This is a genomic window from Gordonia sp. (in: high G+C Gram-positive bacteria) (assembly GCF_047600385.1).
Classification (GTDB): Bacteria; Actinomycetota; Actinomycetes; order Mycobacteriales; family Mycobacteriaceae; genus Gordonia.
In genome coordinates this window covers 1,253,455-1,279,163 of sequence record NZ_JASGKZ010000001.1, presented here as the reverse complement: position 1 = coordinate 1,279,163, position 25,709 = coordinate 1,253,455, and the positions used below count along the sequence as shown (strand labels likewise).

Below are 25,709 nucleotides of genomic sequence, written 5' to 3'. Positions count from 1 at the left end.
GCCGATTCCGCGCAGTTCACCACGCCTGCGCAGTGGCCCATATGATACCGCCGCTGACCAGCGGTCAAAAACAGCACTCGATCAGGTGGGGACCTCGGACCCGCCGGAGGTCAGTCCAGGCGCCCGAGCGTGGTCGGCTGCCACCGCCCCGTCCCGGCGTCGAGGTGGTGCACCGCGCAGCGCCCGGTCGGGTCCAGTTCGGTGATCCGGTCCACCCGCCCGTCCGCATCGGTGTCGGTATACACCGTGAGCAGGCCGTCTGCGCCTCTGGTCAACGAATCGGGCACCCCGTCGGAGTCGGCGTCGAGCTGCGCGGGCCCCAGGTCCCAGACCGCCCCGTCCTGAAACACCCACAGGTGACTCTCCAACGCCCCGTCCGGGTCGACGAGACCGGCCCCGACGGGGTCGCTGAGAGATTTCTCACCGCCCTCGTCACCCGTGCTCGCACCCGGCAGATCCATCCAGTCGCTCATGCTTTCACTCCTTCTCTGGAAGGTTGGACGCACGAGGGCGCCGTCCGGTTCCACAACTCGCGGGCGAGTCGCGCATCCGCGGCGCCGAGGGCGGCGGCGACCGCGTGTTCGAGTGCTCCCCGCAGCGCCCCGATCGCCTCGGCCGTCTCGGCGCGCAACGCCGCCCGCGCCGCACCCTGCCGACGTACGACGACGATGCCCGCCGCCGTGGCCAGCCCCGCCAGCACGGTCAGCGCCGTCGCCGCCGCACCGAATCCGGCCCACTGCACCAGCGGCACGACGAGCATCCGGCCGATCCCCAGTCCCGCGGAGGCGCCGAGCGCGAGCAGCACCAGGTCTTCGGCGGCGGGCCTGCGGCCCCGGCGTTCGAGTCCGGGGACGACGAGCGCCCCCACCCCGGTCCGGTCCGGCGGGTCCGCGCGGTCGGCCGGGGCGGCCGCGGACAGTCCGACGAGCGCCGTCGACCGGAGGTGGTCCAGGCCCGCGCGCAGTTCGGCGTCGATCCGATCGCGGTAGACGGTCAGGGCCTCGCCCAGCCAGTCCGCCACCGGTCCGTCGCGCCGACCGCCGGAGCCGTCGACCGCCGTCTGCGCCGCCGCGGCGAGTTCGCTCGCCCCCGCACGCAGTTCGGCGGCGAGGCGAGCCCGCAGTTCCGCCAGCCCGGCACGCGCCCCGGACAGCCGCTCGGCCCGGGTGCGCCCGGGGTCGGCCGGGGCCGACCCGGACCGCACCGGTTCCCCCGCCGGATGCCGCGACAGAGCCGACCCGACCGGTCGGCCCTCGGCCCCGGTCTGGGCCGTGCTCTCACGGGCAGCGGCGGTCTCAGCGGAGTCGGCGGGATCCCCCGGGTCGGCGCACCACGAGGCCAGCGCGGCGAGACCGCTCCGCTCGGCGTCCCCGGTCCGAAGCACCTCCATCGAGACCGCGAACAGCGGAAACCGCTGCTCCGGGTCCAGTCGCTCGCGCGCATCGGCGAGCCGGCGCGGCCAACCGAGGTCGGTCCCGGCGCCGACTCCCACCAGGCCCACCGGCCCGCCGAGCGCCGACAGCCCCGCGAGGAGTTCCTCCTCGTCACGCCCGGCGGCGATCGACAGGTCCACCGCGAGCAGCCCCACCGTGTTCCGGGACGGCGGCTCTCCGCTCCCAGTCACGACCACCGGAACCCCCAGTGCGGCCCGCAATGCGGCGGCCAGTTCCTCCGGCCGCGCACCGGCCGGGCCGGCCACCGCGATCCCGGCGCCGTCGTCCCTCATCGGATCAGGTCCGCTTCGCACCGGTCGCGGTCGGTCTCGGCGCCGCCCGCCGATCCGCCGCCGTCCGGGCCGCCGCCGCGGGCGGCGAGCAACGTCAAGGCACGACGATGCCGTCGTTCCCGTTCCGCGGCGATCACCGGCGCACAGGCCCGGACGGGTGCCGCCAACGCCCCGATCCCGCTGAATCCGCGCAGGTGGCGAGTCAGTTCGGCCGCGCTCACCGTGGGCTCGGCGGCACAGCGCTCCAGCGCGACGGCCAGTCCGCGACCGCCGAGTTCGGCCAGCGCCGAGGTCCGGCGCGCCCGTTCGACCGGGTCGTCGACGTCGACGAACGACGCCGCCAGCACCGGCACCCACCGTCCCGCGACGGCCCAATCCGCGAGGGCGGCGCGCAGGTCCTCGGTCACCTGCGCCGCGGCCGCCGGACCGGAGACGCCGAAGACCGGCCGCCCCAGGTCCCGCGCCGCCCGCGCGACCAGCGACCGCACCTCCTCCGCGCCCCCGCGCAGATCACACTTGCCCAGCACCGCGACGATCGGCACGTCGACCCGGCGAAGGAAGGACAGATCACAGTCGCGGACCGCCGCGCCCAGCACGTGGACCGCGAGATCGGGCGGGAGAGCGCTCCCCGAAGACCCGCCGTCGGCTCCGCCGCGGTCCGCGAGACGACGCGCCCGGACGCCGAAACACCTGCGCAGCGCCCTCGCGACGGTGTCCCGCCCGGTGCCCGGATGTCCGGTCACCGCGATCTGCAACGGCGCGCAGCGTCGTCATTCCAGCAGTTCCCGGCGATCGCCGAGACCGCGATGCCCGTCGTCGAACAACTCCCCCACAGCAACCTCCCCCAAGGCCGAGATGTGATCGAACCCTACTCGTGACCGTCCCGTTCGGGTGTCGGATACCGATATTCAGGCCGAATGCGAGACGATGGTGCAGTGAACACCGACTCGGACACCGAGCAGCCGCACGACGCCGACCGCTCGCGCCTCTACCCGCGCGCGACGAGTTTCCGCTTCCGGCGCGGCACCCTGACCACCGGCCAGCGCCGCAACTGGGAACAGCTGTGGCCCGCACTGGGTCGTGACCTGAGCTTCGGCCCGAACCGCATCGACGAGCCCCCGCTCGACGCCCAGACCTGGTTCGGCCGCGAAGCACCGCTGATCATCGAGGTGGGTAGCGGCACCGGGATCTCCACGGCGGCGATGGCCGCCGCGGAACCGGACGCCGACGTCGTGGCCGTGGAGGTCTATCAGCCCGGGCTGGCCCAGCTGCTGGGCCTGATCGATCGCGGCGGCCTGACCAACGTCCGGATGATCCGCGGCGACGCGACCGTGGTCTTCACCGAACTGGTCGGCCCCGACTCCCTGACCGGCGTCCGCGTCTTCTTCCCCGACCCCTGGCCCAAGGCCCGGCACCACAAGCGGCGTTTCCTGCAGGCCGGGACCATCGAACTGATCGCCGATCGTCTCGCGCCCGGCGGCATCCTGCACATCGCCACCGACCACGCCGACTACGCGCTGTGGATCGCCGAGCTGCTGGCCACCCAGGACCCGAGCCGCCCGCACGTCGTGCCGCTCACCTACGAGTCACCGATCCTGCTGGAACGGCCGACCACCAAGTTCGAGGGCCGCGCCGCACGCGAGGGCCGGGACGTGAACGAGTTCGTCTACGTCAAACCGCTCCCGAGAACACCGTCCGGCTGCGACCCGGACCCGACCCAGAACACAGACGACGAGGAGGAAGCATGACCCCCGTCTCCGATTACGGAACGACGGTCTCCGGCACCGGCACCGGCACCGCCAAGCGCGTCCTGCTGGTCTGGGACGCCCCCAACATGGACATGGGCCTCGGCGGGATCCTCGGCGGACGCCCGACCGCGGCGCATCGGCCCCGGTTCGACGCCCTCGGCCGCTGGCTGCTGGGGCGCACCGCCGACCTCCAGGAGGCCTCCGACGAGCCGATCGAGCCCGAGGCCACGGTCTTCACCAACATCGTCCCGGGCAGCGCCGAAGTGGTCCGTCCGTGGGTCGACGCGCTGCGGAACGTGGGTTTCGCGGTGTTCGCCAAGCCGAAGCTGACCGAGGACAGCGACGTCGACCAGGACATGCTCGACCACATCGCGCTGCGCGAGCACACCGTCGGCCTCGCCGGGGTGTTCGTCGCCTCCGCCGACGGTCAAGCGTTCCGCGAACCGCTGCTCGACCTCGCCCGCACGGGCGTGCCGGTCACCGTCATCGGGTTCCGCGAGCACGCAGCCTGGGCGACGACGGCCACCGAGATCGAGTTCATCGACATGGAGGACATCCCCGCCGTCTTCCGCGAACCGCTGCCGCGGATCAGCCTCGACTCCCTGCCCGACGACGGCGCCTGGCTCACCCCGTTCCGAGCCCTGTCCACTCTTCTCAAGTAGTACCGCCAACACGGCACGCCCCGAAGCATGTCGCGTTTTCTCAGGACAGCCTGAGAGGATGCCGCTCGGGATCTTGTCCGCGGAAGGAAGGAACCGACGTGTTCGGATCCATCGGCACATTCGTCTACCGAATGCGCTTCACGGTCATCGTGGTGCTCATCGCACTGATGGGCGGCCTCGGCCTGTACGGCCTGCAACTGCCGAAGTACCTGTCGCAGAGCGGCTGGTTCGACCCCACCTCGGAGTCGGTGCAGGGCTCGATCATCGCCGACACCGCGCTCGGACGCGACCACAAGTCCGACATGCTGCTGATCATCACCCCGCCCGACGGCACCTCGCTCGACGACTCCGCGTTCATCGCGAAGATCGAGACCATCGTCGACGACATGGTGAAGCAGCATCCCGGTATCATCAGCCGGGAGAGCCCGGAGGGTCCCGACGACCACACCCGGGCCGGTCTGATCGATCCCTTCCCCGAGGGCACCAACGGCGCCGACGAGGCCGCGCAGCAGATGAAGCGCGACCGGATGTGGAACAAAGAGGCCAACAAGGGCTTCATCTCCATCGGCATCGTCGGCAACGACGACACGACGATCCTGAACAACTACAAGGCCGTCGAACCGTTCTTCCAGAATCTCGCCGAGCGGTACGACATGCCCGGCACCAAGTTCCAGACCGCCGGTCTGCAGCCGGTCGCCGGCGCGATGAGCCACGGCATGGACCAGGACATCCGCCGCGCCGAGCTGGTCGCGATGCCGATCGTGGCGCTGATGCTGCTGTTCGTGTTCGGCGGCGTGGTCGCGGCCGTGCTGCCGGTGTTCATCGGCGGCCTCACCATCGCCGGCTCGCTCGGCTTCATGACGTTGCTGGCCCAGGTCACCGAACTGAACGTGTTCGCGCAGTCGGTGGTGACCCTGATCGGCCTGGGTATCGCGATCGACTACGGCCTGTTCATGGTGAGTCGTTTCCGTGAGGAGCTCGCCGACGGCTACACGGTGGAGGCCGCGGTCCGAAGATCGGTGATGACCTCGGGTCAGACGATCGTCTTCTCGGCCACCATCATCGTGGCCGCCCTGGCCTGCCTGCTGATGTTCCCGCAGTCGTTCCTGAAGTCGGTCGCCTACGGCGCCATGGCCTCCATCACCCTGGCAGCGATGCTCTCGGTGACGGTGCTGCCGGCGATCCTGGCGATCCTCGGCCGCCGCATCGACGCCCTGAGCCTGCCCTTCCTGAACCGCACCAAGACCCGCGAAGAAGTGATCAACGGGTTCTGGGGACGCCTGTCCAGCTGGGTGATGCGCAACCCGGTGAAGACCGCGGTCCCGACGGCGCTGCTGCTCCTGGCCCTCATCATCCCGTTCGGCAACATCGCGTTCGGCGGCATCAGCGAGAAGTACCTGCCGCCGTCCGATCCGCACCGCATGGCGCAGGAGGACTTCGACCGGTACTTCCCCGCCGAACGCACCGAAGAGCTCAAACTCGTCATCCTCTACAACCAGGACGACGAGAACGCCGGTGAGAAGCTCGAATCCATCGCCGCGGCCGCCAACGAGATCCCGGGCTTCACCAAGCGCTTCTCGATGTCGGCCGACGACGGCGGCATGGACGGCGTCTACGAGCAGAACGGCGTCGAGTACGGCCTCACCCAGATGTCGGCCGGCCTGATCGACCGGGCCACCACCGCCGAGGCCATCCGCGAACTGCGGGCGATCGAGAAGCCCGACGGGATGCTCATGTTCGTCGCGGGCACCCCGGCGCTCACCCAGGACTCGATCGACTCGCTGATGACCAAGCTGCCGCTCATGGCGATCCTGCTGGTCCTGGTGACCGGGCTGCTGATGTTCCTGGCCTTCGGCTCCATCATCCTGCCGATCAAGGCCGCCGTGATGTCGGCGCTCGGCCTGGGCTCCACGCTGGGCATCCTCACCTGGATGTTCATCGACGGCCACGGTTCGTCGCTGCTGAACTTCACGCCGGGCCCGCTGTTCTCCGCCATGCTGGTGTTGATCATCGCGATCGTCTACGGCCTCTCCACCGACTACGAGGTGTTCCTCCTCTCCCGCATGGTGGAGGCCAGAGCCCAGGGGGCGTCCACCACGGACGCGATCCGCGACGGCACCGCGCTCACCGGCCGCCTCATCACCGCGGCCGCCGCGATCCTCGTGGTCGTGACCGGCGCGTTCGGCTTCTCGAACATCGTGATGATGAAGTACATCGCGTTCGGCATGATCGCCGCGCTGATCCTCGACGCCACCGTGATCCGCATGCTGCTGGTCCCGTCGATCATGAAGCTGCTCGGCGACGACTGCTGGTGGGCTCCGCCGTGGATGCTCAAACTGCAGCAGAAGGTCGGCCTCGGCGAGAAGATCCTCGAGGACGAGCCCGAGTTCAAGGAGGGCGGCTCGCCCATCATCGCGCCGGGCACCATCAGCGCGGGCGCCGTCGTGGCGGTGGCGCAGGCCGAGACCTCGGTGATCCAGGCTCAACCGCACCTCGCGTTGAAGCAGGCCGGCGACAAGTCGGAGAAGCGCGGACTGCTGGCGCTGGCCCGGCGCGGTCGGAAGCGCGACGACGCCGAACCGGAGGAGACCGCCGACGTCGCCCCGCACGAACGGCCCACGCAGAAGACCGATCGGAGCGACGAGCCCGAGACGCCGCCCGTCGAGGACGAGGCGGTCGACGGCGACGAGGACCGGGACGACGAGCCCGCGCTGCGCCGCGGCAAGTCCGGTCCGGACACCGGTTCGTGGCGGCTCGGCGCAGGCGGCGTCCAGTTGAGCGCACCCGAGTCCGAACCCGAGCCGGCCGCCCCGCAGCCGCAGGCCGAGCAGCCGCAGGCACCGCAGCCGCAGGCGCCCCAGGGCCAGGCACCCCAACCGCAGGCTCCGCAGAGTCAGGTGCCCCAGCCGCAGGCGCCGCAGGGCCAGGCGCCCCAGCCGCAGGGACCGCATCCCCCAGGGGCCGGGACCGCAGGGCCAGGCACCGCATCCGCAGGGCCCCGGTCAGGCACCGCATCCGCAGCCTCCCCAGGGAGCCGTCCCGCAGGGTCAGGCCCCGCAGGGACCACTGCAGCCGCAGGGCCCTCAGGGACCGCATCCGCAGGGACCGGGACCGCACGGCCAGCCGCCCCACCCCCAGGGGCCCGCTCCGCACCCGCAGGGACCCGCGGGACAGGGGCCCGGCCGGCCGCCGAGCGGCACGCATCCCCGGCCCCGCCCGCGGACGGACGCGCATCCCCGTCCGGCGACCGGTCACCCGCAGCCGCAAGGCCCGGTGCCCGCAGGCGCCGCGCCGATGGGACCGGCGGGTCAGGGACCGGCCGCGCATCCGGCGCCGCAGGGACCCGCGGGTCACCCGGCGCAACCGGTGCACCCGCAGGCCGCGGGCCAGCAGGTCCCCGGCCGCCCGGCTCCGGGCCAGCAGGCCCCCGGTCAGCAGGCCCCGGGTCAGCAAGCCCCGGGTCAGCAAGCCCCGGGTCAGCCCGGCCCCGGCCCCGGCCAGCAGGTTCCGAGTCAGCAGGCCCCGGGGCAGCAGGTTCCGCCCGCGGGTTCGGCACCCGACCCGGGCACACCTCGTGCGCAGGCCGGTCCGTACCCCGGACCGACCCCGACCGGGCCCAACCGGATCCCGCCGCAGTACGGCCGACCGGTCGACCCGCTCGACCCGGCCGTCGACGTGGACCAGTTGGCCGCCGACGATCCGAACCTCCGCGATCGACGGCTCGACCGCAAGGATCAGATCAGCGTCCAGGAACTGCTCCGCCGCAGCCGCGGCCGGAACGGCGACGCCTGATCCTCTCCGCTCGTCCCGGGCACCGCATCCGCGGTGCCCGGGACGACGTGTGAGTGGTGTCCGAGATGAGAAGCCCACTAGGGTCGACGGTATGGCCGACGACACCCCCGACGACGACGCGGGATCCGTGACGGCGGCGGAGACCGTCGGCGAGACGTCCCGGTGGACGTGGCAGCGCAGGCTCAAGGTCTTGGGCGTGGTCGTCGTCGTGGCGATCCTGGTCGTCGAACTGGTGCTCGTCTGGCCGCATCTCGCGCCCGCCTGGAAACGCGTCGACGACATCCACTGGTGGTGGGTGCTGGCCTGTATCGCGGCCGCCGCGCTGTCCATGGACGCCCCGGCCGAGGTGCAGCGCGTCCTGATGCGGGCCGCGGGCGTCAAAGTGCGCCAGCGGGAGTCGCTGGCGGTGGTCCTCGCCTCCAACTCGATCTCGCAGACCATGCCCGGCGGCCAGGTGCTGGCCCCGGCCTTCATCTACCGGGAGAGCCGCAAGTGGGGTGCGACGCCGATCGCCGCCTCCTGGCAGCTCGTGATGTCGGGGCTGCTCGCCGGTGTCGGCCTGGCCCTGCTCGGCCTCGGCGGCGCCTTTCTGGCCGGCGCCAAGACCAGCCCGTTCTCGGTGCTCTTCACCGTCTCCGGGTTCCTGGTGTTCGTCGTGGTGATGCAGTACCTGGCCCGGCACCCGGAATCACTCGAGGGCGTCGGCCGCCAGATCCTGGGCTGGATCAACAAGTTCCGCGACAGACCCGCCGACCACGGCACCGACCGACTCCACCAGATCCTGGAGCAGTTGCGCGCGGTGAAGCTGCGCCGCAGGCACGCGGGCCAGGCGTTCGGCTGGAGCCTGTTCAACTGGGTCGCCGACGTCGCCTGTCTGGCCTTCGCGTGCTACGCGATCGGCGCCGAGCCGGGGATCCCCGGGCTGATGCTGGCCTACGCCACGAGCAAGGCCGTGGGCAGTGCGATCCCCCTGCTGCCCGGCGGGCTCGGCGTGGTCGAGGCGACGCTGACACCGGCCCTCGCCAGCGCGGGCATGCCCCTCCCCGACGCCATCATGGTGATGATCATCTACCGTGCCGTCAGCTGGCTGCTGGTCGCGATCGTCGGCTGGGTGGTGATCGCCTTCCGCTACCGCCACGCGATCAGTTCCCGCGACGAGATCCGGATCGAGAAGGCCCGAGAGGAGGGCGCCGTGGACCCGGACGACGAGCCCCGGCACACGACGCACGACCGATCCGAGCCGGAATCGTCCGACACCGACGGAGACCGGCCCACCGACGGCTGACACCGCCCACCCGCACAGCGCCTGTGACGGATGCCCCTTCGCCGCCGAGTCCGGTGCGGGAACGTCCGTCACGGGGCCTAACGTGGACCGTATGACGACGCCCGCTCCCCGTCCCGCTCCGGCCCCGCCCGCTTCGGCCACCGTGGTCCTGGGAGCGATGGCGCTCGATCTGACGGCCGTGGCGGTCTTCGTCGCGGTCGGCCGGGCCAGCCACGACGAGGGCGCCTCGATCTGGGGCTATCTGAACGCGCTGTGGCCCTTCCTGACGGGCTGGGTGATCGGCTGGTCGTCGTGCCTCCTGATCGACGCCCTCCTGCGGATGCGGGCGGTGAGCGGCGGTCGTCCCCCCGGCACCGGGTGGCAGCCCCAGCGGCTCTTTCCGGCCGGGGTGACCGTCTGGATCGGCACCGTCGCGATCGGCATGCTTCTGCGGTGGGTGTCCGGTCAGGGCACGGCGGCGGCGTTCATCGTCGTCGCGTCGATCGCCACCGCGATCCTGCTGCTCGGCTGGCGGCTGGTCGCCCTGCTCCTCGGCCGCCGTACCGCACGCCGCGGCTGAACCGGGCCGCTCCGTGCTCCGTCGGCTCTCGGCGGTGCTCGACTCCGTCAGGAGAGCCGGTAGTACTTCTGCGCCACCTGGAGCGCCGCGCTTCCCGAACGCTCGTCCTCGCAGTAGATCACGATCACCTTGCCCTCGGAGATCCCGATGAACCAGCCCGGCCCCTGGGGCCCGTTGGTGCCCACCAGCGCCCGCAGTCCGGGAGCCGAGGTGATGTCGCTGGCGTCGCCGCTGCGCGCGGTGGTGGTCATGGCCGCGGCGATGCGCCGCGTCACCTCCCGATCCATGGCGCCCAGCGAACCTCCGCTCACCTTGGCCGGCGAGTTCTTGATGAGGAACGGGGCCGCCGACGACGTCTCCCCGGCGAGCGAGCGCGCCACCGACACCCCGAGGGTCCCCATGGTGATCATGGTCGCGGTGAAGTCCTGCGGACGGAACGCCGCCTCGGACACCGAACGACGCGACGCCTCCCGACCCGGCGCCACCACGCCCGGCACGGTGATCGTCAGCCCCAGTCCGAGCTTGTGCATCCGTTCGGTCGCCTCGCCGTCGTTCGCGGTCTGCGCATCGAGTGCGGAGAACACGGGATCGAGGGTGCTGCCGGTCGGATAGGCGACGTCGGCGAGGATGGTCTTGTCCGCCGCGGCGTCGTTCTGGGCCATTCCGCGGATGGCGCCGCTGCGCGCGTCGAAACTCATCATGGTGGTCGGCTGCGCCACCTCGACCACCGACTCGCCGAGGAGCAGCTGCTCGTCGACGTCGACGGTGGTCTTGATGTCGGGGGCCGGCCCGCCCTGTTCGCCGCCGAGCCGGACGGGCGCCTTGCCGGGCGCCACCTGCTGCACCGCCCAGCCCGCCGTCGCATCGCGCAGCGCCTGCCAGTAGTTGGTCAGACCGCCGACCAGCGGCGTGGAGATCCGCCGGTCGGTCATCACCAGCATCCCGCCCTTGACCACCGAGACCCCGGCGATGCGCTCGGGGTCGGCGGCCAGCATCTTCATGTCGGGGTTCCGCAGGGTCACCGCGACGGTCTCGCCGCCCTGATTGGCGACGATCTTGTCGTTGATCACGCGGGCGGTGACGAGCGGAGCGATCGGCTTCAGCGCCGCGGCCAACTGGTTCACCGAACGCTGCGGGTTCTTGGTCGCGGTCGGATCGATCACGACGTCGTTCACCGCCTGCATCTGCATCAGTGCGCGATCGGCGGAGTTGCGGACCTTCGGCGCCGGGGTCGCATCGGTGCGCACCATCTGGAGTCGTCCGCCCACGGGCATCCCGGTGTGGAGCAGTCCCGGCTCCCACTGCACCTTCCAGCCGGTGGACAGGCGGCGCACGCTGCCGTTGGTGACGGTCTCGAACTCCCGATCGTCGGCCCAGGTCCAGACGGCCTTCATCGAGAACGAGCCGGTGCCGTCGCTGTACTCGACGGTCTCGGTGACCTGGGCCTCGACGCGCCGGGCGTGCATGCCGGCGAAACTCATCCCGAGTGATTCGGAGGCCTGCGACGGCGAGGTCGTCAGCTCGGCGGCCGCGTTGACGTCCTGCGCCGACAACGCCGCGGCGAACGCTCGCGCGGCACGCGCCGGCGCGCTGTTCTCGTCACCCCCGCAGGCCACCAGCAGACCGGCCACGAGGATGCCGACGACACCCGTCGACACCACACGCCACCATCGTAGACCCATCATCACAATCTTCACTCGAGTAACAGGAGAATGACTAGCGAGTCAGCTTACTGTCCAGTATCCAAATGATCACAATCCGATCCATCGACGTCGGGGATAGATAATGATCCTATGTCTCTGCACGTCGTCCGGGGCGCGGATCGCGCCACGACCACCACCGACTGGCTCACATCTCGGCACGGGTTCTCGTTCGGTGACCATTATGACCCCACGGACACCCATCACGGTGTCCTACTGGTCCACAACGACGAGACGGTGGCCCCCGGACAGGGGTTCGACACCCACCCGCATCGCGAGACCGAGATCGTCACCTGGGTGCTGTCCGGGTCGCTGGTCCACCAGGACTCCCGAGGCCACAGCGGTCTGATCCACCCCGGCCTCGCCCAGCGGATGAGCGCGGGCACCGGGATCCTGCACTCCGAGCGCAACGACCACGGTCCGGGCTCCGCCGCCCGCGAGCCGGTCCACTACGTCCAGATGTGGCTGCTGCCCGACGAGACCGGCGCGGATCCGTCGTACGAGCAGTGCGACGTCTCCACCGAACTCGCCGCGGGCGGTCTGATCCCCCTGGCCTCGGGCGATCCCGCGCACGATTCGGCCGTCCGCATCCGCAACGCGGGCGCCACGCTGTGGGTCGCGCGCCTGGCCGCCGGGGAACGGACGACGATCCCGTCCGCCCGGTTCACCCACCTGTTCGTCACCGTCGGCACCGTCCGGGTCGAGGGACACACCCTGGAGGCCGCCGACACCCTGCGGGCGCGCGAGGTGACCGGCTCCGAGGTGGTCGCCCTCGTCGACACCGAACTGCTCATCTGGAGCATGGACAAGGCGCTGGGCGAATAGCCGGACCGGCTCTCCCGCGGAGGGCGCGGCGACGTCGTCTGCGTCCGCCCTCGGCGAAGAGAGGGTGCCCGCGCCGTCGTCGTCCGGCACGATGGACCGTGTGACGACTCTCGAAGACAAGAACTCCGGCCTCGATCTGTCCTGGGTCGACGATTCCGTGCCGGTCGGCGACGACCTGTTCACCCACGTCAACGGCCGCTGGCTGGCCGAACACCGGATCCCCGCGGACCGCAGCGTCGACGGCGCCTTCCACGTGCTGCGCGACAACGCCGAGGCGCACGTCCGCGAGATCGTCGAGGCGTGCGCCGCCGAGACCGGAGCGGCGACGTCGTCGAACGCCGCCGCCATCGGGGCGCTGTACTCGTCGTTCATGGACACCGAGCGGATCGAGGAGCTCGGGATCTCGCCGATCTCCGGCGGACTGGCCGCGATCGAGGCCGTCGACGGCCCGGCGGCTCTCGCGCAGGCGCTCGGCGCCTTCCAGCGCGGCGGGATCGGCGGCCTGTTCGGCTTCTACGTCGACACCGACGCCAAGGACTCCGAGCGCTATCTGGTCCACATCGTGCAGAGCGGCCTCGGGCTCCCCGACGAGTCGTACTACCGCGAGGACAAGCACGCCGACACCCGCGCGGCCTACCTGGCGCATTTGGAGCGGATGTTCGCGCTGGCCGGGCGCGCGGATGCCGCCGCGGCCGCGGCGACCGTCCTGGACCTGGAGACCGAGCTGGCCTCGCACCACTGGGACGTGGTCCGGCGTCGTGATGCCGAGGCCACCTACAACCTGATGTCGCGCGAGGAGCTGCGCGCGGCGGCCGACGGCTTCGACGTCGACGCCTGGATCGCGGCGGTCCACCCTTCGACGGGCTCAGGGGGCGAGACGGCCGATGCGTTCGCCGAGGTGGTGGTCGGCCAGCCGTCGTTCCTCACCGGCGCCGCCGCCGTGCTGACCCGCCGCCCGCTCGACGAGGTGAAGACCTGGCTCACCTGGCGACTGCTCCGCGGCGCCGCACCGTACCTCTCGGCGGCCTTCGTCGACGAGAACTTCGCGTTCTACGGCACCACCCTGTCCGGGGCGCCGGAGAACCGCGACCGCTGGAAGCGCGGCGTCGGCTTCGTCGAGGACGCGATGGGTTTCGCCGTCGGCGAGCTGTATGTGGAGAAGCATTTCCCGCCCGCGGCGAAGGCCCGCATGGACGAGTTGATCGCCAACCTCATCGAGGCCTACCGCCGCAACATCTCCGAACTGGAGTGGATGACCCCGGCGACCCGGGAGAAGGCCCTGGCCAAGCTGGCGAAGTTCACCCCGAAGATCGGTTACCCGGCCACCGTGCGCGACTACTCGGCGCTCGAGGTCGATCCGGCGGATCTGATCGGCAACGTGGCCCGCGCCTCGGCGTTCGAGACCGACCGCGAGCTGGGCAAGATCGGCCGTCCGGTGGACCGCGACGAATGGTTCATGACCCCGCAGACGGTCAACGCCTACTACAACCCGGGCATGAACGAGATCGTCTTCCCCGCCGCCATCCTGCAGCCGCCGTTCTTCGACGCCGACGCCGACGACGCCGCGAACTACGGCGGCATCGGCGCGGTGATCGGCCACGAGATCGGCCACGGATTCGACGATCAGGGCGCCAAGTACGACGGCGACGGCAACCTGGTGGACTGGTGGACCGACGACGACCGCGCCGAGTTCGGCAAGCGCACCGGAGCCCTGGCCGCGCAGTACTCGGAGTACACGCCGAACGGCCTGGACCCGGAGCACACCGTGAACGGCGAGTTCACCCTCGGCGAGAACATCGGCGACCTGGGCGGCCTCTCCATCGCACTGGTGGCCTACGACATCGCCACCGCCGCCTCGCCGGCCGAGCCGAGCGACGCAGCAGCCCCCACCCCGCCTACCGAGCCCGGCGACGCAACAGCCCCCACTTCGCCGGCTGAGCCGGGCGACGAAGGAGCCCGTGTCGAAGCCCCCGCACCGCCCGTGATCGACGGTCTCACCGGCCGCCAGCGCGTCTTCTTCAGCTGGGCGCAGATCTGGCGGACCAAGACGCGCGACGAGGAGGCCGTCCGCCGACTCTCCATCGACCCGCATTCGCCGCCGGAGTTCCGCTGCAACGGCGTGGTCCGCAACATCGACGCCTTCTACGACGCCTTCGACGTCCCCGAGAGCGCGGCGCTGTATCTGGCACCGGACCAGCGCGTGCGGATCTGGTGATCCGATGACCGGGACGCGATCGACGGCGCGTTGGCTGCTGCCGGCGATCGCCGTCCTGGTCTGGCTGGGCATCGGCGGGGTCGCCGGCCCGCTCTCCGGGAAGCTCAGCCAGGTGACCACCACCGAGGCGAGCGCCTTCCTGCCCGCCTCGGCGGAGTCGACGAAGGTGGCCGACGAGCTGCCCGCCTTCACCGACACCGGGTTCTTCCCGGCCATCGTCGTCGCCGTGCGCGACGGCGGGATCACCGAACCCGACCGCGAGTTCCTCCGCGCGGCCACCCGGCCGCTGGCCGGCGCCGAGGGCTTCGGCCCGGCGTTCTCGCCGGTGCTGCCGTCGTCCGACGACGCCGCGACCCAGCAGTTCGTCCCGATCTCCACCGACGGCAGACCGCGCCCGCGGATCGAGAAGCTGCGCGAGGCGCTGGCCGATCCGCCCGCCGGGCTGACGGTCGCGGTGACCGGCCCGGCCGCGCAGGCCGCCGACCTGTCGGGGGCGTTCGCCGGGATCGACGGGCTGCTGCTCCTGGTCGCGGGCACGTTGGTGCTGATCATCCTGATCGTGGTCTACCGGTCGCCGATCCTGCCGATCGTGGTGCTGATCTCGGCGATCCTGGCGCTCGCACTGGCCTCGGGGCTGGTGTACGTCCTCGCCGACGCCGGAGCGATCGAGCTCAACGGGCAGAGCCAGGGCATCCTGTTCATCCTGGTCTTCGGCGCCGCCACCGATTACGCGCTGCTGCTGGTGGCCCGATATCGCGAGCACCTCGGGGAGCAGGACGACGCCCGGGCCGCACTGGTCTCCGCGTGGCGCGCCACGCTCCCGGCGATCGCCGCGTCGGCCGGGACCGTGATCCTCGGCGTCCTGTGCCTGCTGCTGAGCGACCTGAACTCCAACCGGAGCCTCGGTCCGATCGCGGCGCTCGGGATCGCGGCGTCGTTCCTCGCCTCGGTCACCTTCCTCCCCGCGGTCCTCGCGCTGCTCGGCCGCGGCGCCTTCTGGCCGCGCCGCCCTCATCCCGCCGTCGATCCCGCCGAAAAGGACACGAATCCGGGGGGTGCTCCGGCAGATGGTCCGACGGACCCCCGGATCGGCGCACATTCTGACGCACCGGCCGCCGCGACCGGCTCGGCGCACCGGATCTGGCAGCGGGTCGCGGCGTTCGTGGCCGCGGCGCCGCGCACGATCTGGCTCGTCACCCTCGCCGTCCTGGTCACCGGTGCCGCGTTCGCGCCGATGTTCCGGTCCGACGGCGTCGCGGTGAACGACTTCTTCCTCGGCGAGGTGGAGTCCGTGCAGGGCGCGGAACTGCACGCGCGGCACTTCGACGCCGGTGTCGGCTCCCCCACCTGGATCATCGCCGACGAACACTGGGCCGAGTGGATCGTGCGGCACGAAGGCGAAGCCCCCGGAGTCGCCGGGGCGGCGGCCCTCGAACGTGACGGCGGACCGGTGGTGCGTGACGGCCGCGTCGCGATCCAGGTGACGCTGACCGACGACCCCGATTCGCTCGCCGCCCAAGCCACCGTGGAGCGTCTCCGCGAGGACCTCTCGCGTGTCCCGCACGCGCTGATCGGCGGCGCCACCGCCGTCGATCTGGACACCCGGCTGGCCGCCGAACACGACCGGAACCTGGTGATCCCGGCCGTCCTTCTCGTGGTGTTCGCGGTGCTGGTCCTGCTGCTCCGGTCGTTCGCCGCGCCGGCGCTGCTGCTGGCGACGACGGTGCTCTCGTTCGCCACCACCCTCGGGATCGCCGCGCTGCTGTTCAACGGACCGTTCGGGTTCCCCGGCGCCGACCCCACGGTGCCGCTGTTCGCGTTCGTCTTCCTGGTGGCGCTCGGGATCGACTACAACATCTTCCTGATGACCCGGGCCCGGGAGGAGGCTCGACGACACGGCACGCGCAAGGGCATGATCATCGCGTTGACCAGTACCGGCGGGGTGATCAGCGCGGCCGGGATCGTGCTGGCCGCGACCTTCTCGGCGCTCGCGGTGATCCCGCTGCTGTTCCTGGCGCAGGTCGCCTTCCTGGTGGCCGCGGGCGTGCTGATCGACACCCTGATCGTGCGCTCCCTGCTGGTTCCCGCCCTGACGCTCGACGTCGGGCGCCGCATCTGGTGGCCCGACCCCACCGTCGATCCGGACCGTCCCGCCGGGCCCGCGGCCGATCTGAGAGCACCGCACCGCGAGTAGGGTGCAGGCATGCGTATCGATCCTTCCGTCCCCGCTGTCGCCGTCGGCCTGATCGGGGGTTACGGTCTCGCTCGCGCCACCGGTGTCCGCCCGCTCGGCGGCGCCGTCCTGGCCGGTGCCGGCGTGGTCGCCGGCCGCAGCTGGCTCCAGCTGCGGCCCGGCCGTCACCGCGGTCCTCACCACCGCCTACCTGGGCGCCTTCGGCGCCTCGCACCCGCTGGCCAAGAAGATCGGCGCATGGCCGTCGGTCTTCGCCGTCACCGGTGCCGCGACGGGTCTCACCGCCGCCGTCACCGCCGCGCTGCCCGCCGAATAGCCCACACCCGCCGCCGCTTCCGGGGCGCGGTCACGCCTTCCGCTGCTGCTTCTCCAGCTTCTCCAACTCGTCGATCCGCGCGTTGAGCGCGTTCACGTCGTTGCGGAGCGCGGCGATCGCGTCGACCACCGTCAGGTTCTGCCCCTGCGGGTTCTGTCCAAGCTGCGGCCAGCCGCGGCTGTTCGGGCCGAGCAGCTGGGTGTGGACCTCGCGCAGCAGCCGTCGTTCCTCCGGAGTCAATTCGTCCTCCTCCCCCGGGAGCAGTCTGGTCCCGAGCCTCCTGCAGCGCGCCAGGCGGGCACGCCGATCGTTGATGCCGTTCAGTCCGCCGTTGATCGCGCGGGTCACCCCGTTCAGGTCGTCGGCGTCGGCCAGCGAGTTCAGCTGCGGCCGGGCGACGGTCCAGTACCAGGACGCGGCCAGGAACCCGAACTTCGGGTCGTCGCGCACGCGGTCGGGATCGTCGACGATCTCGTTCGCCTTCTTGGTGTATCCCTGGTCGAAGCACCAGCGCGAGAACCGGGTGAAGTTGGCGCGGCCGGTCAGCTGGATCGGCCCGGATCCGCGGAACCGGTAGCCGTCGCCGGGTCGGTTGTTGCCGAGGTCGGCGCGTCCTTCGTAGCCGCGCTGCGACGGGGTCGGCCCCCAGATCTCGCTCATGTGCCGCAGCCCGACCGATTCGTGGCCGAGCTGTGCGTGCCAGTGCGCGGCCCGCAGGACCGTGTCGATCTTCGCTTCGCGCATGGCGTTGGCCATGCCCGGCAGCAGTTCGCGATAGCGCGCGAGCGACAGGCTTCCGCCCATCGCCTCCGAGAGCGACTCGGCGGTCAGGCCCTCCCCCGGTTCCGGTTCCTGCTCGGTCGGGTCCAGAGCTCCCAGCAGCCACGGCGCCGGGTCGAGCGCCCGGCCGCCGCGACGTCCCGGCGGCCCCCACACCTCGAAGTGCAGGTGCGGACCCGTGGTCTGGCCTTCGTTGCCGGATTCGCCGATCAGCTGGCCGGCCACCACCCGGTCACCGCGCCGCACCCGGATGCCCGGATGCCGCACGTGCCCGTAGACCGCGTCGACGCGCGCGGAGCTCTGGCAGTCGATCCAGATCCACGACCCGAATCCGCTGACGCTGCCCTGTTCGCGCTCCGCGCCCTCCACCACCACGCCGTCGGCGACCGCGTAGATCGGGGTGCCGACCGGGCAGGCGAAATCGATCCCGTTGTGCTGTTGTCCGCCCCGCGGGCCGAAGCCGGACGACACCGGCACATTCGACGCGAGCGGTCGATAGATCGCCGCCATCTCGGGAAAACCACCTCCGCACGGACCCCTGCCCGGACACCGGACCTGCAGAATCAGGGACCCTCCGGCGATGCGGGCTCGTACGGGCGAGGGTACACCGGGCCGACTGCGCGGCGGCCGGACACCGCGGGCTTCCACGCGACCCGGTCGTCACCACCGGAGCGGACTCGCCGCCCGAACTTCGAGGCCCTTCAGACACTCAACATCATGAAGTAAATATTTAAATATTTACTCTTGTCGCTGTGCACATTAGTGTCCTCCCCATGCAATGGACGGCCGCACGACTGCAAGAGACTCTGGCCGAACTCCGTCAGCGCGGCGGCGATCGATCGGAGATCGAGGTCAAACGCGCAGCGGGCGGCACCCCGAACCTGACCGAGACCCTGTGTGCGTTCTCGAACATGCCCGACGGCGGGACGATCATCCTCGGGGTCGACGAAGGCACGCGATTCGGGATCACCGGCGTCTCGCGGCTCGCGGAGCTGGAGGCCGGAATCGCCGGCCAGGCGAGAACCTCCGTCGACCCGCCCGCACAGGTGTCGTTCGAGTACGCACGAGTCGACGGGCGCGACGTGCTGATCACCACCGTCGCAGCGCTCGGACGTCCCTACCGGCCCTGCGTCACGGTCAAGGGCAGGCGCGCCTACCTGCGTCAGGCCGACGGCGACTACCGGATGTCAGAGCAAGAAGTGGCGCAGATGCTCGCTCTGCGCGACCGGCCGAGATACGACAACCTGCCGGTGCCCGGATCCTCCGTCGATGATCTGTCCACCGACCTGGTCACCCGCTTCCTCATCGAGGCGAGGTCGTCGTCGAGACGCCTCGGCAACGAGACGGACGAACAGGTGCTTCGCGACAAAGGCGTGCTTTCGATCACCGATCCCGGCCGGCTGACGGTCGCAGGACTGTATGCGCTGGGAAGGTACCCGCAGTCGTTCGCACCGTCCCTGTCGATCACCGCCGCCGTCGAGCTGCCGGACCGGACCCACGGCCGGACCCGGGACCTCGTTCACCTGGACGGACCGATCCCCGACATGCTCGACGAAGCGATGGAATGGGTGGCCCGCAACACCCGTCGCGTCGTCCGCTACGGACCTGACGGTCACGGACTCGATCAGGCCGAGATCCCGATGATCGCAGTCCGCGAGCTGATTGCGAACGCCTTGGTCCACCGCGACCTCGGGCCCCACACGCAAAGCAGACGCGTCGAGATCCGGCTGCGCGACGACTACCTGGTGATCTCGAATCCCGGAGGACTCTGGGGAGTCAGCAAAGACCAGTTGGGCACCCCGAACGGGAAGTCGGCGGTGAACGAGTTCCTCTACGACATCTGCAAGTTCACACGCACCGTCGAGGGCAGTCGCGTGATCGAAGGGGAAGGCGGGGGAATCCGGGAGGCCCGCCTCGTCCTCCGCAAAGCCGGGCTGCGACCACCCGAGTTCCACGATTCCGGGGTGGGTTTCACCGCACAGGTCTCACGCCACGCACTGCTGTCCGACGAAGACCTCACCTGGCTCGGGAACATCGCTTCGGATGCCCCGCTCTCCGATATGCAGCGTGAGATCCTGGCATCAATGCGCAGTGGCCGGCAGTGGACGAACTCTCTGGTCCGCGAAGAATTCGCCCCGATCGACTCACGCGAGGCACTCGCCGTGCTGCAGGGACTGGTGAGCGCCGGACTCGCCGAGTCGGTCGGTGACCGCGGCAGCACCACGTACCGGTTGGCTCCCGAACTCGCCGACGACAGCGCGCGCACCGTCCCCGCGGTGGAGGTGATCACAGACCGGACTGCGGCCGACACGTCACCTCCCGCGCCTTCCCGTTCCGACACCGTGCGCTCGAAGCACGAGCCGACGATCCTGGCCGCCCTCGACGCGGGGCCCGCGGAGGGGATGCCGCGGCGGGCGATCGTCGACGTCACCGGGTTGACCGACTCTCAGGTGGCCTATGCGTTGCGCAGGATGGAGGAGGCGGGACGTGTCGTCGTCGACGGCGGTAGAGGGATACGCACGACGCGCTATCGTCGCCCCACCGCCGACGGACCCCGGTGAATCCGGAAGCGGTCTCGCCGACGGTCGGCCTGCGACACCGTTCACGACGGCCCGGTCAGCGGTGCTTCTCGACCAGTTCGGTGATCTTCGCGAGCTGCGCCCGGGAGACCTCGTCGGCCCGCTCGTCCTCGGCGAAGACGTTCGAGCAGAGGATCGCGTCCTCGCGGGCGAGGAGACCGCTGCGGCCCAGCGCGGCGAACAGCTGATCCCAGTCGACGTCGCCGTCGCCGATCGCCAGGTGCTGGTGCACGCGCACCGCGTTGCCCGGCGGATTGGTGATGTACCGCAGGCCGTGGCTGCGGGTGTGGTCGAAGGTGTCGGCGGTGTAGACCGCGCCGAGCCGGTCGCCGAGCTGCGGGATCAGCGACTCGGCCCGGTCACCCATGTGGAAGGTGTGGCTGGCGACGTAGACGAAGCCGACCGCCGGCGAGTTCAGGCCCCGGATGATCTGCCAGGCGGCGAGACCGTCCTCGACGAAGTCGTCCGGGTGCGGGTCGATGTTGAGCGTCACCCCGGACGATTCGAGCACCGGGATCAACTCCTCCATCGACCGGTAGAAACCCGCCTCGGACTCCTCGGCCCGCTCCGGCCGACCGGAGAACTCGGTGTTGATCACCGGCACCTCGAGTTCGGCGGCGATCTCGATGATGCGCGTGAAGTTCTTCACCGCGGCCCGGCGGAGCGGCTCCTCCGGCCACGACAGGCGCTGCACCGGCAACAGCGAGGCGATCCCGACGCCCGTCGACGCCGAGCGTTCCCGCACCCGGCGCAGGTACGCGTCGTCGACCCGCGGATGCCCGAAGAACGGGATCCAGTCGGGGTGCGGGGTCAGCTGGATCCACTCGTAGCCGTTCGACGCGGCGACGTCGAAGAAGTCCAAGAACTCGTGCGTGGAGTGGTACGGGGTGGGATCGAGGGCGATGCGCACCATCGGGGTCTCCTGTGGTGAGGGTTCGGATCAGAGGTAGAAGTCGGGGACCGGCGGCAGGTCGACGGCGACCCGGCCCGGCTCCTCGAGGGCGCGGACCCCGGCCTCGCAGCACACGGCCACCTTGTAGCCGTCCCACGCCGAGGGGCCGGCGATCGCACTGTCCGACGCGCCCGCGAGGAACCCGGCGGCGGCGTCGACCCAGGCCTGCACCTCGCGGTCGTAGGCCTCGACGAAGCGGGTGGTGAAGTCCGCGTGCTCGCCGATCGAGTAGGTCGCGTTCTGCCAGATCTGCATGCCCGACGGCTGGCCGATCCGCGCGATGCCGTCGGCCATCACGGCCTCGGTCGCCACCTGGTAGCCGAACCGGACCGAGACGTTCATCTCCACGTCCACCAGCACGCCGTTGTCCAGCTCCATCAGGACCAGGATCGGCTCGTTGAGGTGGGCGGGGGTGTTCGGGTTGCGACGACCGTGCCGCACCTCGACCGAGGTCACCGAACCGCCGGCCAGCCACGGCACCACGTCGAACTCGTGGACCACCGAGTCGTTGATCAGCATCCGCTGGTCGTAGCTGTCGGGCACCGACGGGTTGCGGTGCACCGCGTGGATCATCAGCAGCTCACCGACGCGCTGCGCGGCGATCAGTTCGCGCAGCGCCTCGTACTCGCGGTCGAACCGGCGCATGAAACCGACCTGGATCAGCTTCTTGCCGCCAGCCGTCTCGGCCTGCACCACGTTCCACGACGACTCCGGGTCCTTGGTGAGCGGCTTCTCGCACAGGATCGGCAGTCCCGCGCCGAGGCAGGTGAGCAGACCGGCCTCGTGGAACTGGCCCGGGGTCGCGATCAGCGCCGCGTCCATCGCGCCGGCGGCGACGGCCGCCTCCACGTCCGCGAAGCCCTGCGCCTGCGGCGCGTGTTCGAGCGCCGCGGTCCGGCGGGCGTCGTCGGGTTCGACGACGGCGCTGACGTGGGCACCGGTGATCGTGCCGGTCAGACGCTTGATGTGGTCGAAGCCCATGGCTCCGGCGCCGACGACGCCGACGCGCAGCTCGGAGTTGCTCATGAGGGTGCGGCCTTTCCTGGTGGTGGTCGTGGGGTGGGTGGGGGTCTCGACTCCGCTCGATCGGCGAGCGGAGATCTCAACCGGCGGATCGGTGGTTTCGACTTCGCTCAACCAGCGAGCGGAGACCTCAACCGGCGGATCGGTGGCTTCGACTCTGCTCAACCAGCGAGTCGGTGGCCCCCGTCGATCGAGCGGTGGCCCTCGGTGATCGAGCGGAGTCGAGATCCCGATCCGGCGGTCAGTGGGTGCGGGTCAGCGGGTGGCAGCCGAAGATGTGCTGCCGGGTGCGGGCGGCGATGCCGAGCGGGAGGTCGACGTCGCAGCCGGGCATGTCCTGCTCGACGATCGCGAACATCTCCGGGTTGATCTTGATCGCCTCGTCGATCACCGGGGCGAAGTCCGGGATCCCGTTCGGCGGCTCCACCATGATCTCGGCGGCGCAGTCCGCGAACGGCTTGTCGTTCTTGAGGACCTCCCAGATCAGTTCCGGATCGATCTGCTTGAGGTGCAGGTAGCCGATGCGCTCGGGATGACGCTGCATCAGGGCGACGTTGTCGCCGCCGTAGTAGGCGAAGTGGCCGGTGTCCAGGCACAGGTTCACATAGCGCGGGTCGGTCTCGGCCAGCAGGCGCTCCACCTCGCCGGTGGTGCCGACGTGGCTGTCGGCATGGCTGTGGAACTGCTGGCGGATGCCGAACTCCTCGAACAGCGCCTTGCCGAGGCGGTCGTGGCCGTCGGCGAGCGCCTTCCACTGGTCGTCGTCGAGCGTCCGGGACTCCAGCGCCTCGCCGGTCAGGTCGCTGCGCCACAGGTCGGGGATCACGACGATGTGCTCGGCGCCCATCGCGCGCACGAGCGTCGCGACGTCGCTGACCTGCTCCCAGGCGCGGTCCCACTGGCCCTCGCCCTTGTGGAAGCCGGTGAAGATGGTGCCGCCGGAGATCTCGAGGTCGCGCTTGTCGAGTTCCTCCTTGAGGCGGACCGGATCGGTGGGCAGGTAGCCGTACGGGCCGAGCTCGATGAAGTGGTAGCCGGCCTCGGCGACCTCGTCGAGGAAGCGCTCCCACGGGGTCTGGCGCGGGTGGTCGGCGAACCAGACGCCCCAGGAGTCGGGAGCGGTGCCGATGCGCAGGCCCTTGCTGTGGTCGGAGTCGGTCATGTCGGTGGTCCTTTTCGGAGTTCGGTGTCTCAGGTTGTTCGGGGGGGGTGGCTTCGACTCGGTTCGTCACGTCGTTCCGCACCGGGTCGGTCGGCGGGTGGTCTCGACTCCGCTCGACCAGCGAGAGGTGAATCTCGACCGGCGAGAGACGAACCTCGACCGGTGAGAGACGAATCGTCGACCGGTGAGAAGCGAGTCTCGACCGGCGAGAGGCGGATCTCGACCGGCGAGAGGCGTCTCGACCGGCGGGGAGGGCTCAGCCGAGGAGCGGGCGCTGTCTCTTCTGTTGTTCGACGTACTCGGCGCGTGCGGTGCCGGTGCTGTCGATCTCGGAGACCTCGGCGACCGGCACGTCCCACCATCCGTCGCCCTCGGGGGCGTAGACGAAGGGATCGCTGTGCAGATGGATCACGGTGGGGCCGTCGTTCCGCTTCGCGACGGCCATCGCCTCCTTCAGCTCGGTGAGCGCCGCGGAGCCGGGCTCGATGTCGACCACCTCGCAGCCGTAGCTGCGCGCGTTGGCGGCCAGGTCGACCGGCAGGAAGTCGCCGCGCTCGAAGGTGATCCGCTCGGGTTCGCCGCCGGGCGTCTCCGCGTAGCGGTAGCGGGTGCCGTAGCGCTGGCTGCCGACAGACTCCGACAGGTGCCCGATGGAGGCGTAGCCCTGGTTCTGGACGATCACGACGATCAGCTTGATGCCCTCGGCCACCGCGGTGACCAGTTCGGTGTGCAGCATCAGGTACGACCCGTCGCCCACCATCACCACGACGTCGCGGTCGTCGCCGTCGGCGACCAGACCGCGCTTGGCGCCCAGCCCGCCGGCGATCTCGTAGCCCATGCACGAGAACGCGTATTCCACGTGGTAGCCGAGCGGATCGTTCGGCCGCCAGAGTTTCTGCAGGTCGCCAGGCAGTGAACCGGCGGCCTGCACGATGACGTCCTTCGGGTCCATCGCGTCCATCACGGCGCCGATGATCTCCGGCTGGCCGGGCAGTGCGGCGCCGGTCGGGGCGAGCGCCCGGTCCACCACGTCGTCCCATTCGCGTTTGGCCGCGGCGGCCGTCTCCGCGTAGGCGGCGTCCACGTGCAGGTCGGCCAGTTCCGCGGTGAGCGCGTCGAGGGCCTCGCGGGCGTCGGCGATCACCGGCAGCTGCGTGCCGTGCTTGTACGCGTCGAACGGGGCGACGTTGACGTTCACGAACGCCACGCCCGGATCCTGGAACGCGGTGCGGCTGGCGGTGGTGAAGTCGCTGTAGCGCGTGCCGACGCCGATCACCACGTCCGCCTCGGCGGCGATCGCGTTGGCGGCGGCGCTGCCGGTGGCGCCCACTCCTCCGAGGTTCAGGCGGTGGTCCCACGCCAGTGCACCGCCGCCGGCCTGCGTGGTGGCGACCGGGATGCCGGTGGTCTCGGCGAACTCGCGCAGCGCGTCCTCGGCGCCGGAGTAGATCACGCCGCCGCCGGCGACGATCATCGGCCGCCGACCGGCCCGGATCGCCGCGGCCGCGCGGGCCAGCGGGCCGCGCTCCGGCAGCGGGCGGCGGACGTGCCATTCGCGGTCGGCCAGGAACTCCACCGGCACGTCCATCTCCTCGGCCTGCACGTCCTCGGGCAGGGCGATGGTCACCGCACCGGTCTCGGCGGGGTCGGTGAGGACGCGCATGGCGTTCAGCGCGATGGAGAACAGCTGCTCGGGCCGCTGGACCCGATCGAAGAACCGGGACAGCGGACGGAAGGCGTCGGACACCTGGATGCCGATGTCGTGCGGGTGCTCCAGCTGCTGCAGCACCGGGTCGGCGACGCGGGTGGCGAAGGTGTCCGAGACCAGCAGCAGTGCGGGCATCCGGTTGGCGGTCGCCAGCGCCGCGCCGGTCAGCATGTTGGCCGCCCCCGGACCCACCGATGCGGTGCACGCCAGCGTGCCGCGACGACGATGCATGCGGGCGTAACCGACCGCCTGGTGCACCATGGCCTGCTCGTTGCGGGCCTGGTAGTAGGGCATCCGACCGGGATCGGTCACCGAGCACTGCAGCAGCGCCTGCCCGATGCCTGCGACGTTGCCGTGCCCGAAGATCCCGAAGGTGCCGGGCACGGTCCGCTCACGGCGGTCGCCGTCGACGGTCCACTGCCGGGACAGGAACTCGACCAGTGCCTGGGACACGGTCATGCGGCGGGTGGTGCTCATCGGCTG

At 70.8% G+C, this 25,709-nt stretch carries 18 protein-coding genes and 1 pseudogene; 10 read left to right on the top strand and 9 right to left on the bottom strand.

Translation table 11 applies throughout. The annotated features are described in order from the left end of the window. Positions 1 to 110: 110 nt before the first annotated feature. The 3 genes from QM809_RS05585 to QM809_RS05575 are packed head-to-tail and all read right to left on the bottom strand — an operon-like array spanning position 111 to position 2,481. Positions 111 to 473, bottom strand: coding sequence for a DUF6802 family protein (locus tag QM809_RS05585; RefSeq protein ID WP_415044826.1), 363 nt, complete (start codon positions 471 to 473; stop codon positions 111 to 113). Beyond that, positions 470 to 1,726: a hypothetical protein gene (locus tag QM809_RS05580; RefSeq protein ID WP_415044825.1), complete on the bottom strand. Its 1,257-nt coding sequence runs from the start codon at positions 1,724 to 1,726 to the stop codon at positions 470 to 472. The genes QM809_RS05585 and QM809_RS05580 overlap by 4 nt, the downstream gene beginning before the upstream one ends. Next, entirely contained in the window at positions 1,723 to 2,481 is a 759-nt protein-coding gene (locus QM809_RS05575; RefSeq protein ID WP_415044824.1) for a hypothetical protein, read from the bottom strand. Before QM809_RS05575 ends, QM809_RS05580 begins: the two co-directional genes overlap by 4 nt. A 162-nt stretch (positions 2,482 to 2,643) precedes the next feature. On the opposite strand from QM809_RS05575, the gene trmB reads away from it, so the two are divergent. From trmB to QM809_RS05550, 5 genes are all read left to right on the top strand, one after another. Next, positions 2,644 to 3,474 carry a tRNA (guanosine(46)-N7)-methyltransferase TrmB gene (trmB, locus tag QM809_RS05570; RefSeq protein ID WP_415044823.1) on the top strand — a complete coding sequence of 277 codons (831 nt, stop codon included), beginning with the start codon at positions 2,644 to 2,646 and terminating at the stop codon, positions 3,472 to 3,474. Then, positions 3,471 to 4,136 carry an NYN domain-containing protein gene (locus QM809_RS05565; protein WP_415044822.1) on the top strand — a complete coding sequence of 222 codons (666 nt, stop codon included), beginning with the start codon at positions 3,471 to 3,473 and terminating at the stop codon, positions 4,134 to 4,136. The genes trmB and QM809_RS05565 overlap by 4 nt, the downstream gene beginning before the upstream one ends. 98 nt (positions 4,137 to 4,234) lie before the next feature. Beyond that, positions 4,235 to 7,981 (top strand): MMPL family transporter, encoded by a 3,747-nt coding sequence (locus tag QM809_RS05560; protein WP_415044821.1) that lies wholly within the window; start codon positions 4,235 to 4,237, stop codon positions 7,979 to 7,981. Positions 7,982 to 8,019: 38 nt separating this feature from the next. Further along, positions 8,020 to 9,213 carry a lysylphosphatidylglycerol synthase transmembrane domain-containing protein gene (locus tag QM809_RS05555; RefSeq protein ID WP_415044820.1) on the top strand — a complete coding sequence of 398 codons (1,194 nt, stop codon included), beginning with the start codon at positions 8,020 to 8,022 and terminating at the stop codon, positions 9,211 to 9,213. 91 nt (positions 9,214 to 9,304) lie between these two features. After that, on the top strand, positions 9,305 to 9,772 hold the full coding sequence (locus tag QM809_RS05550) for a DUF3054 domain-containing protein (RefSeq protein WP_415044819.1): 468 nt from the start codon (positions 9,305 to 9,307) through the stop codon (positions 9,770 to 9,772). A gap of 47 nt (positions 9,773 to 9,819) precedes the next feature. On the opposite strand, the gene QM809_RS05545 is transcribed toward QM809_RS05550, so the two are convergent. Beyond that, on the bottom strand, positions 9,820 to 11,433 hold the full coding sequence (locus QM809_RS05545; protein ID WP_415044818.1) for an NTF2-like N-terminal transpeptidase domain-containing protein: 1,614 nt from the start codon (positions 11,431 to 11,433) through the stop codon (positions 9,820 to 9,822). 132 nt (positions 11,434 to 11,565) lie between these two features. On the opposite strand from QM809_RS05545, the gene QM809_RS05540 reads away from it, so the two are divergent. The 4 genes and pseudogenes from QM809_RS05540 (at position 11,566) to QM809_RS05525 (ending at position 17,022) form a co-directional block, all read left to right on the top strand. Further along, the gene (locus tag QM809_RS05540) at positions 11,566 to 12,297 is read left to right on the top strand and encodes a pirin family protein (protein WP_415044817.1); all 732 of its coding nucleotides are present in this window, start codon (positions 11,566 to 11,568) and stop codon (positions 12,295 to 12,297) included. A gap of 91 nt (positions 12,298 to 12,388) precedes the next feature. Beyond that, complete coding sequence (locus QM809_RS05535) at positions 12,389 to 14,512, top strand: M13 family metallopeptidase (RefSeq protein WP_415044816.1); 2,124 nt, start codon at positions 12,389 to 12,391, stop codon at positions 14,510 to 14,512. Positions 14,513 to 14,516: 4 nt separating this feature from the next. After that, a complete protein-coding gene (locus QM809_RS05530; protein WP_415044815.1) occupies positions 14,517 to 16,706 on the top strand; it encodes an MMPL family transporter in 2,190 nt (729 codons plus the stop codon). Between the two features lie 9 nt (positions 16,707 to 16,715). Next, positions 16,716 to 17,022, top strand: a pseudogene (locus tag QM809_RS05525) (hypothetical protein). A 30-nt stretch (positions 17,023 to 17,052) separates the two neighbouring features. Here the strand turns inward: QM809_RS05525 and QM809_RS05520 are convergent. Further along, a complete protein-coding gene (locus tag QM809_RS05520; protein ID WP_415044814.1) occupies positions 17,053 to 18,312 on the bottom strand; it encodes a peptidoglycan DD-metalloendopeptidase family protein in 1,260 nt (419 codons plus the stop codon). Between the two features lie 263 nt (positions 18,313 to 18,575). Between QM809_RS05520 and QM809_RS05515 the strand changes: the two genes are divergently transcribed. Continuing rightward, entirely contained in the window at positions 18,576 to 20,363 is a 1,788-nt protein-coding gene (locus QM809_RS05515) for an ATP-binding protein (RefSeq protein ID WP_415044813.1), read from the top strand. A gap of 55 nt (positions 20,364 to 20,418) precedes the next feature. Here the strand turns inward: QM809_RS05515 and QM809_RS05510 are convergent, their stop codons facing one another. The 4 genes from QM809_RS05510 to iolD form a co-directional block, all read right to left on the bottom strand. Then, the gene (locus QM809_RS05510) at positions 20,419 to 21,294 is read right to left on the bottom strand and encodes a sugar phosphate isomerase/epimerase family protein (protein WP_415044812.1); all 876 of its coding nucleotides are present in this window, start codon (positions 21,292 to 21,294) and stop codon (positions 20,419 to 20,421) included. A 27-nt stretch (positions 21,295 to 21,321) separates the two neighbouring features. Continuing rightward, positions 21,322 to 22,359: a Gfo/Idh/MocA family protein gene (locus QM809_RS05505; protein ID WP_415044811.1), complete on the bottom strand. Its 1,038-nt coding sequence runs from the start codon at positions 22,357 to 22,359 to the stop codon at positions 21,322 to 21,324. Between the two features lie 238 nt (positions 22,360 to 22,597). Beyond that, the gene (locus QM809_RS05500) at positions 22,598 to 23,518 is read right to left on the bottom strand and encodes a sugar phosphate isomerase/epimerase family protein (RefSeq protein WP_415044810.1); all 921 of its coding nucleotides are present in this window, start codon (positions 23,516 to 23,518) and stop codon (positions 22,598 to 22,600) included. Between the two features lie 256 nt (positions 23,519 to 23,774). Then, positions 23,775 to 25,703, bottom strand: a complete 1,929-nt coding sequence (gene iolD, locus QM809_RS05495) for a 3D-(3,5/4)-trihydroxycyclohexane-1,2-dione acylhydrolase (decyclizing) (RefSeq protein ID WP_415044809.1) — start codon at positions 25,701 to 25,703, stop codon at positions 23,775 to 23,777. Positions 25,704 to 25,709 lie beyond the last annotated feature (6 nt).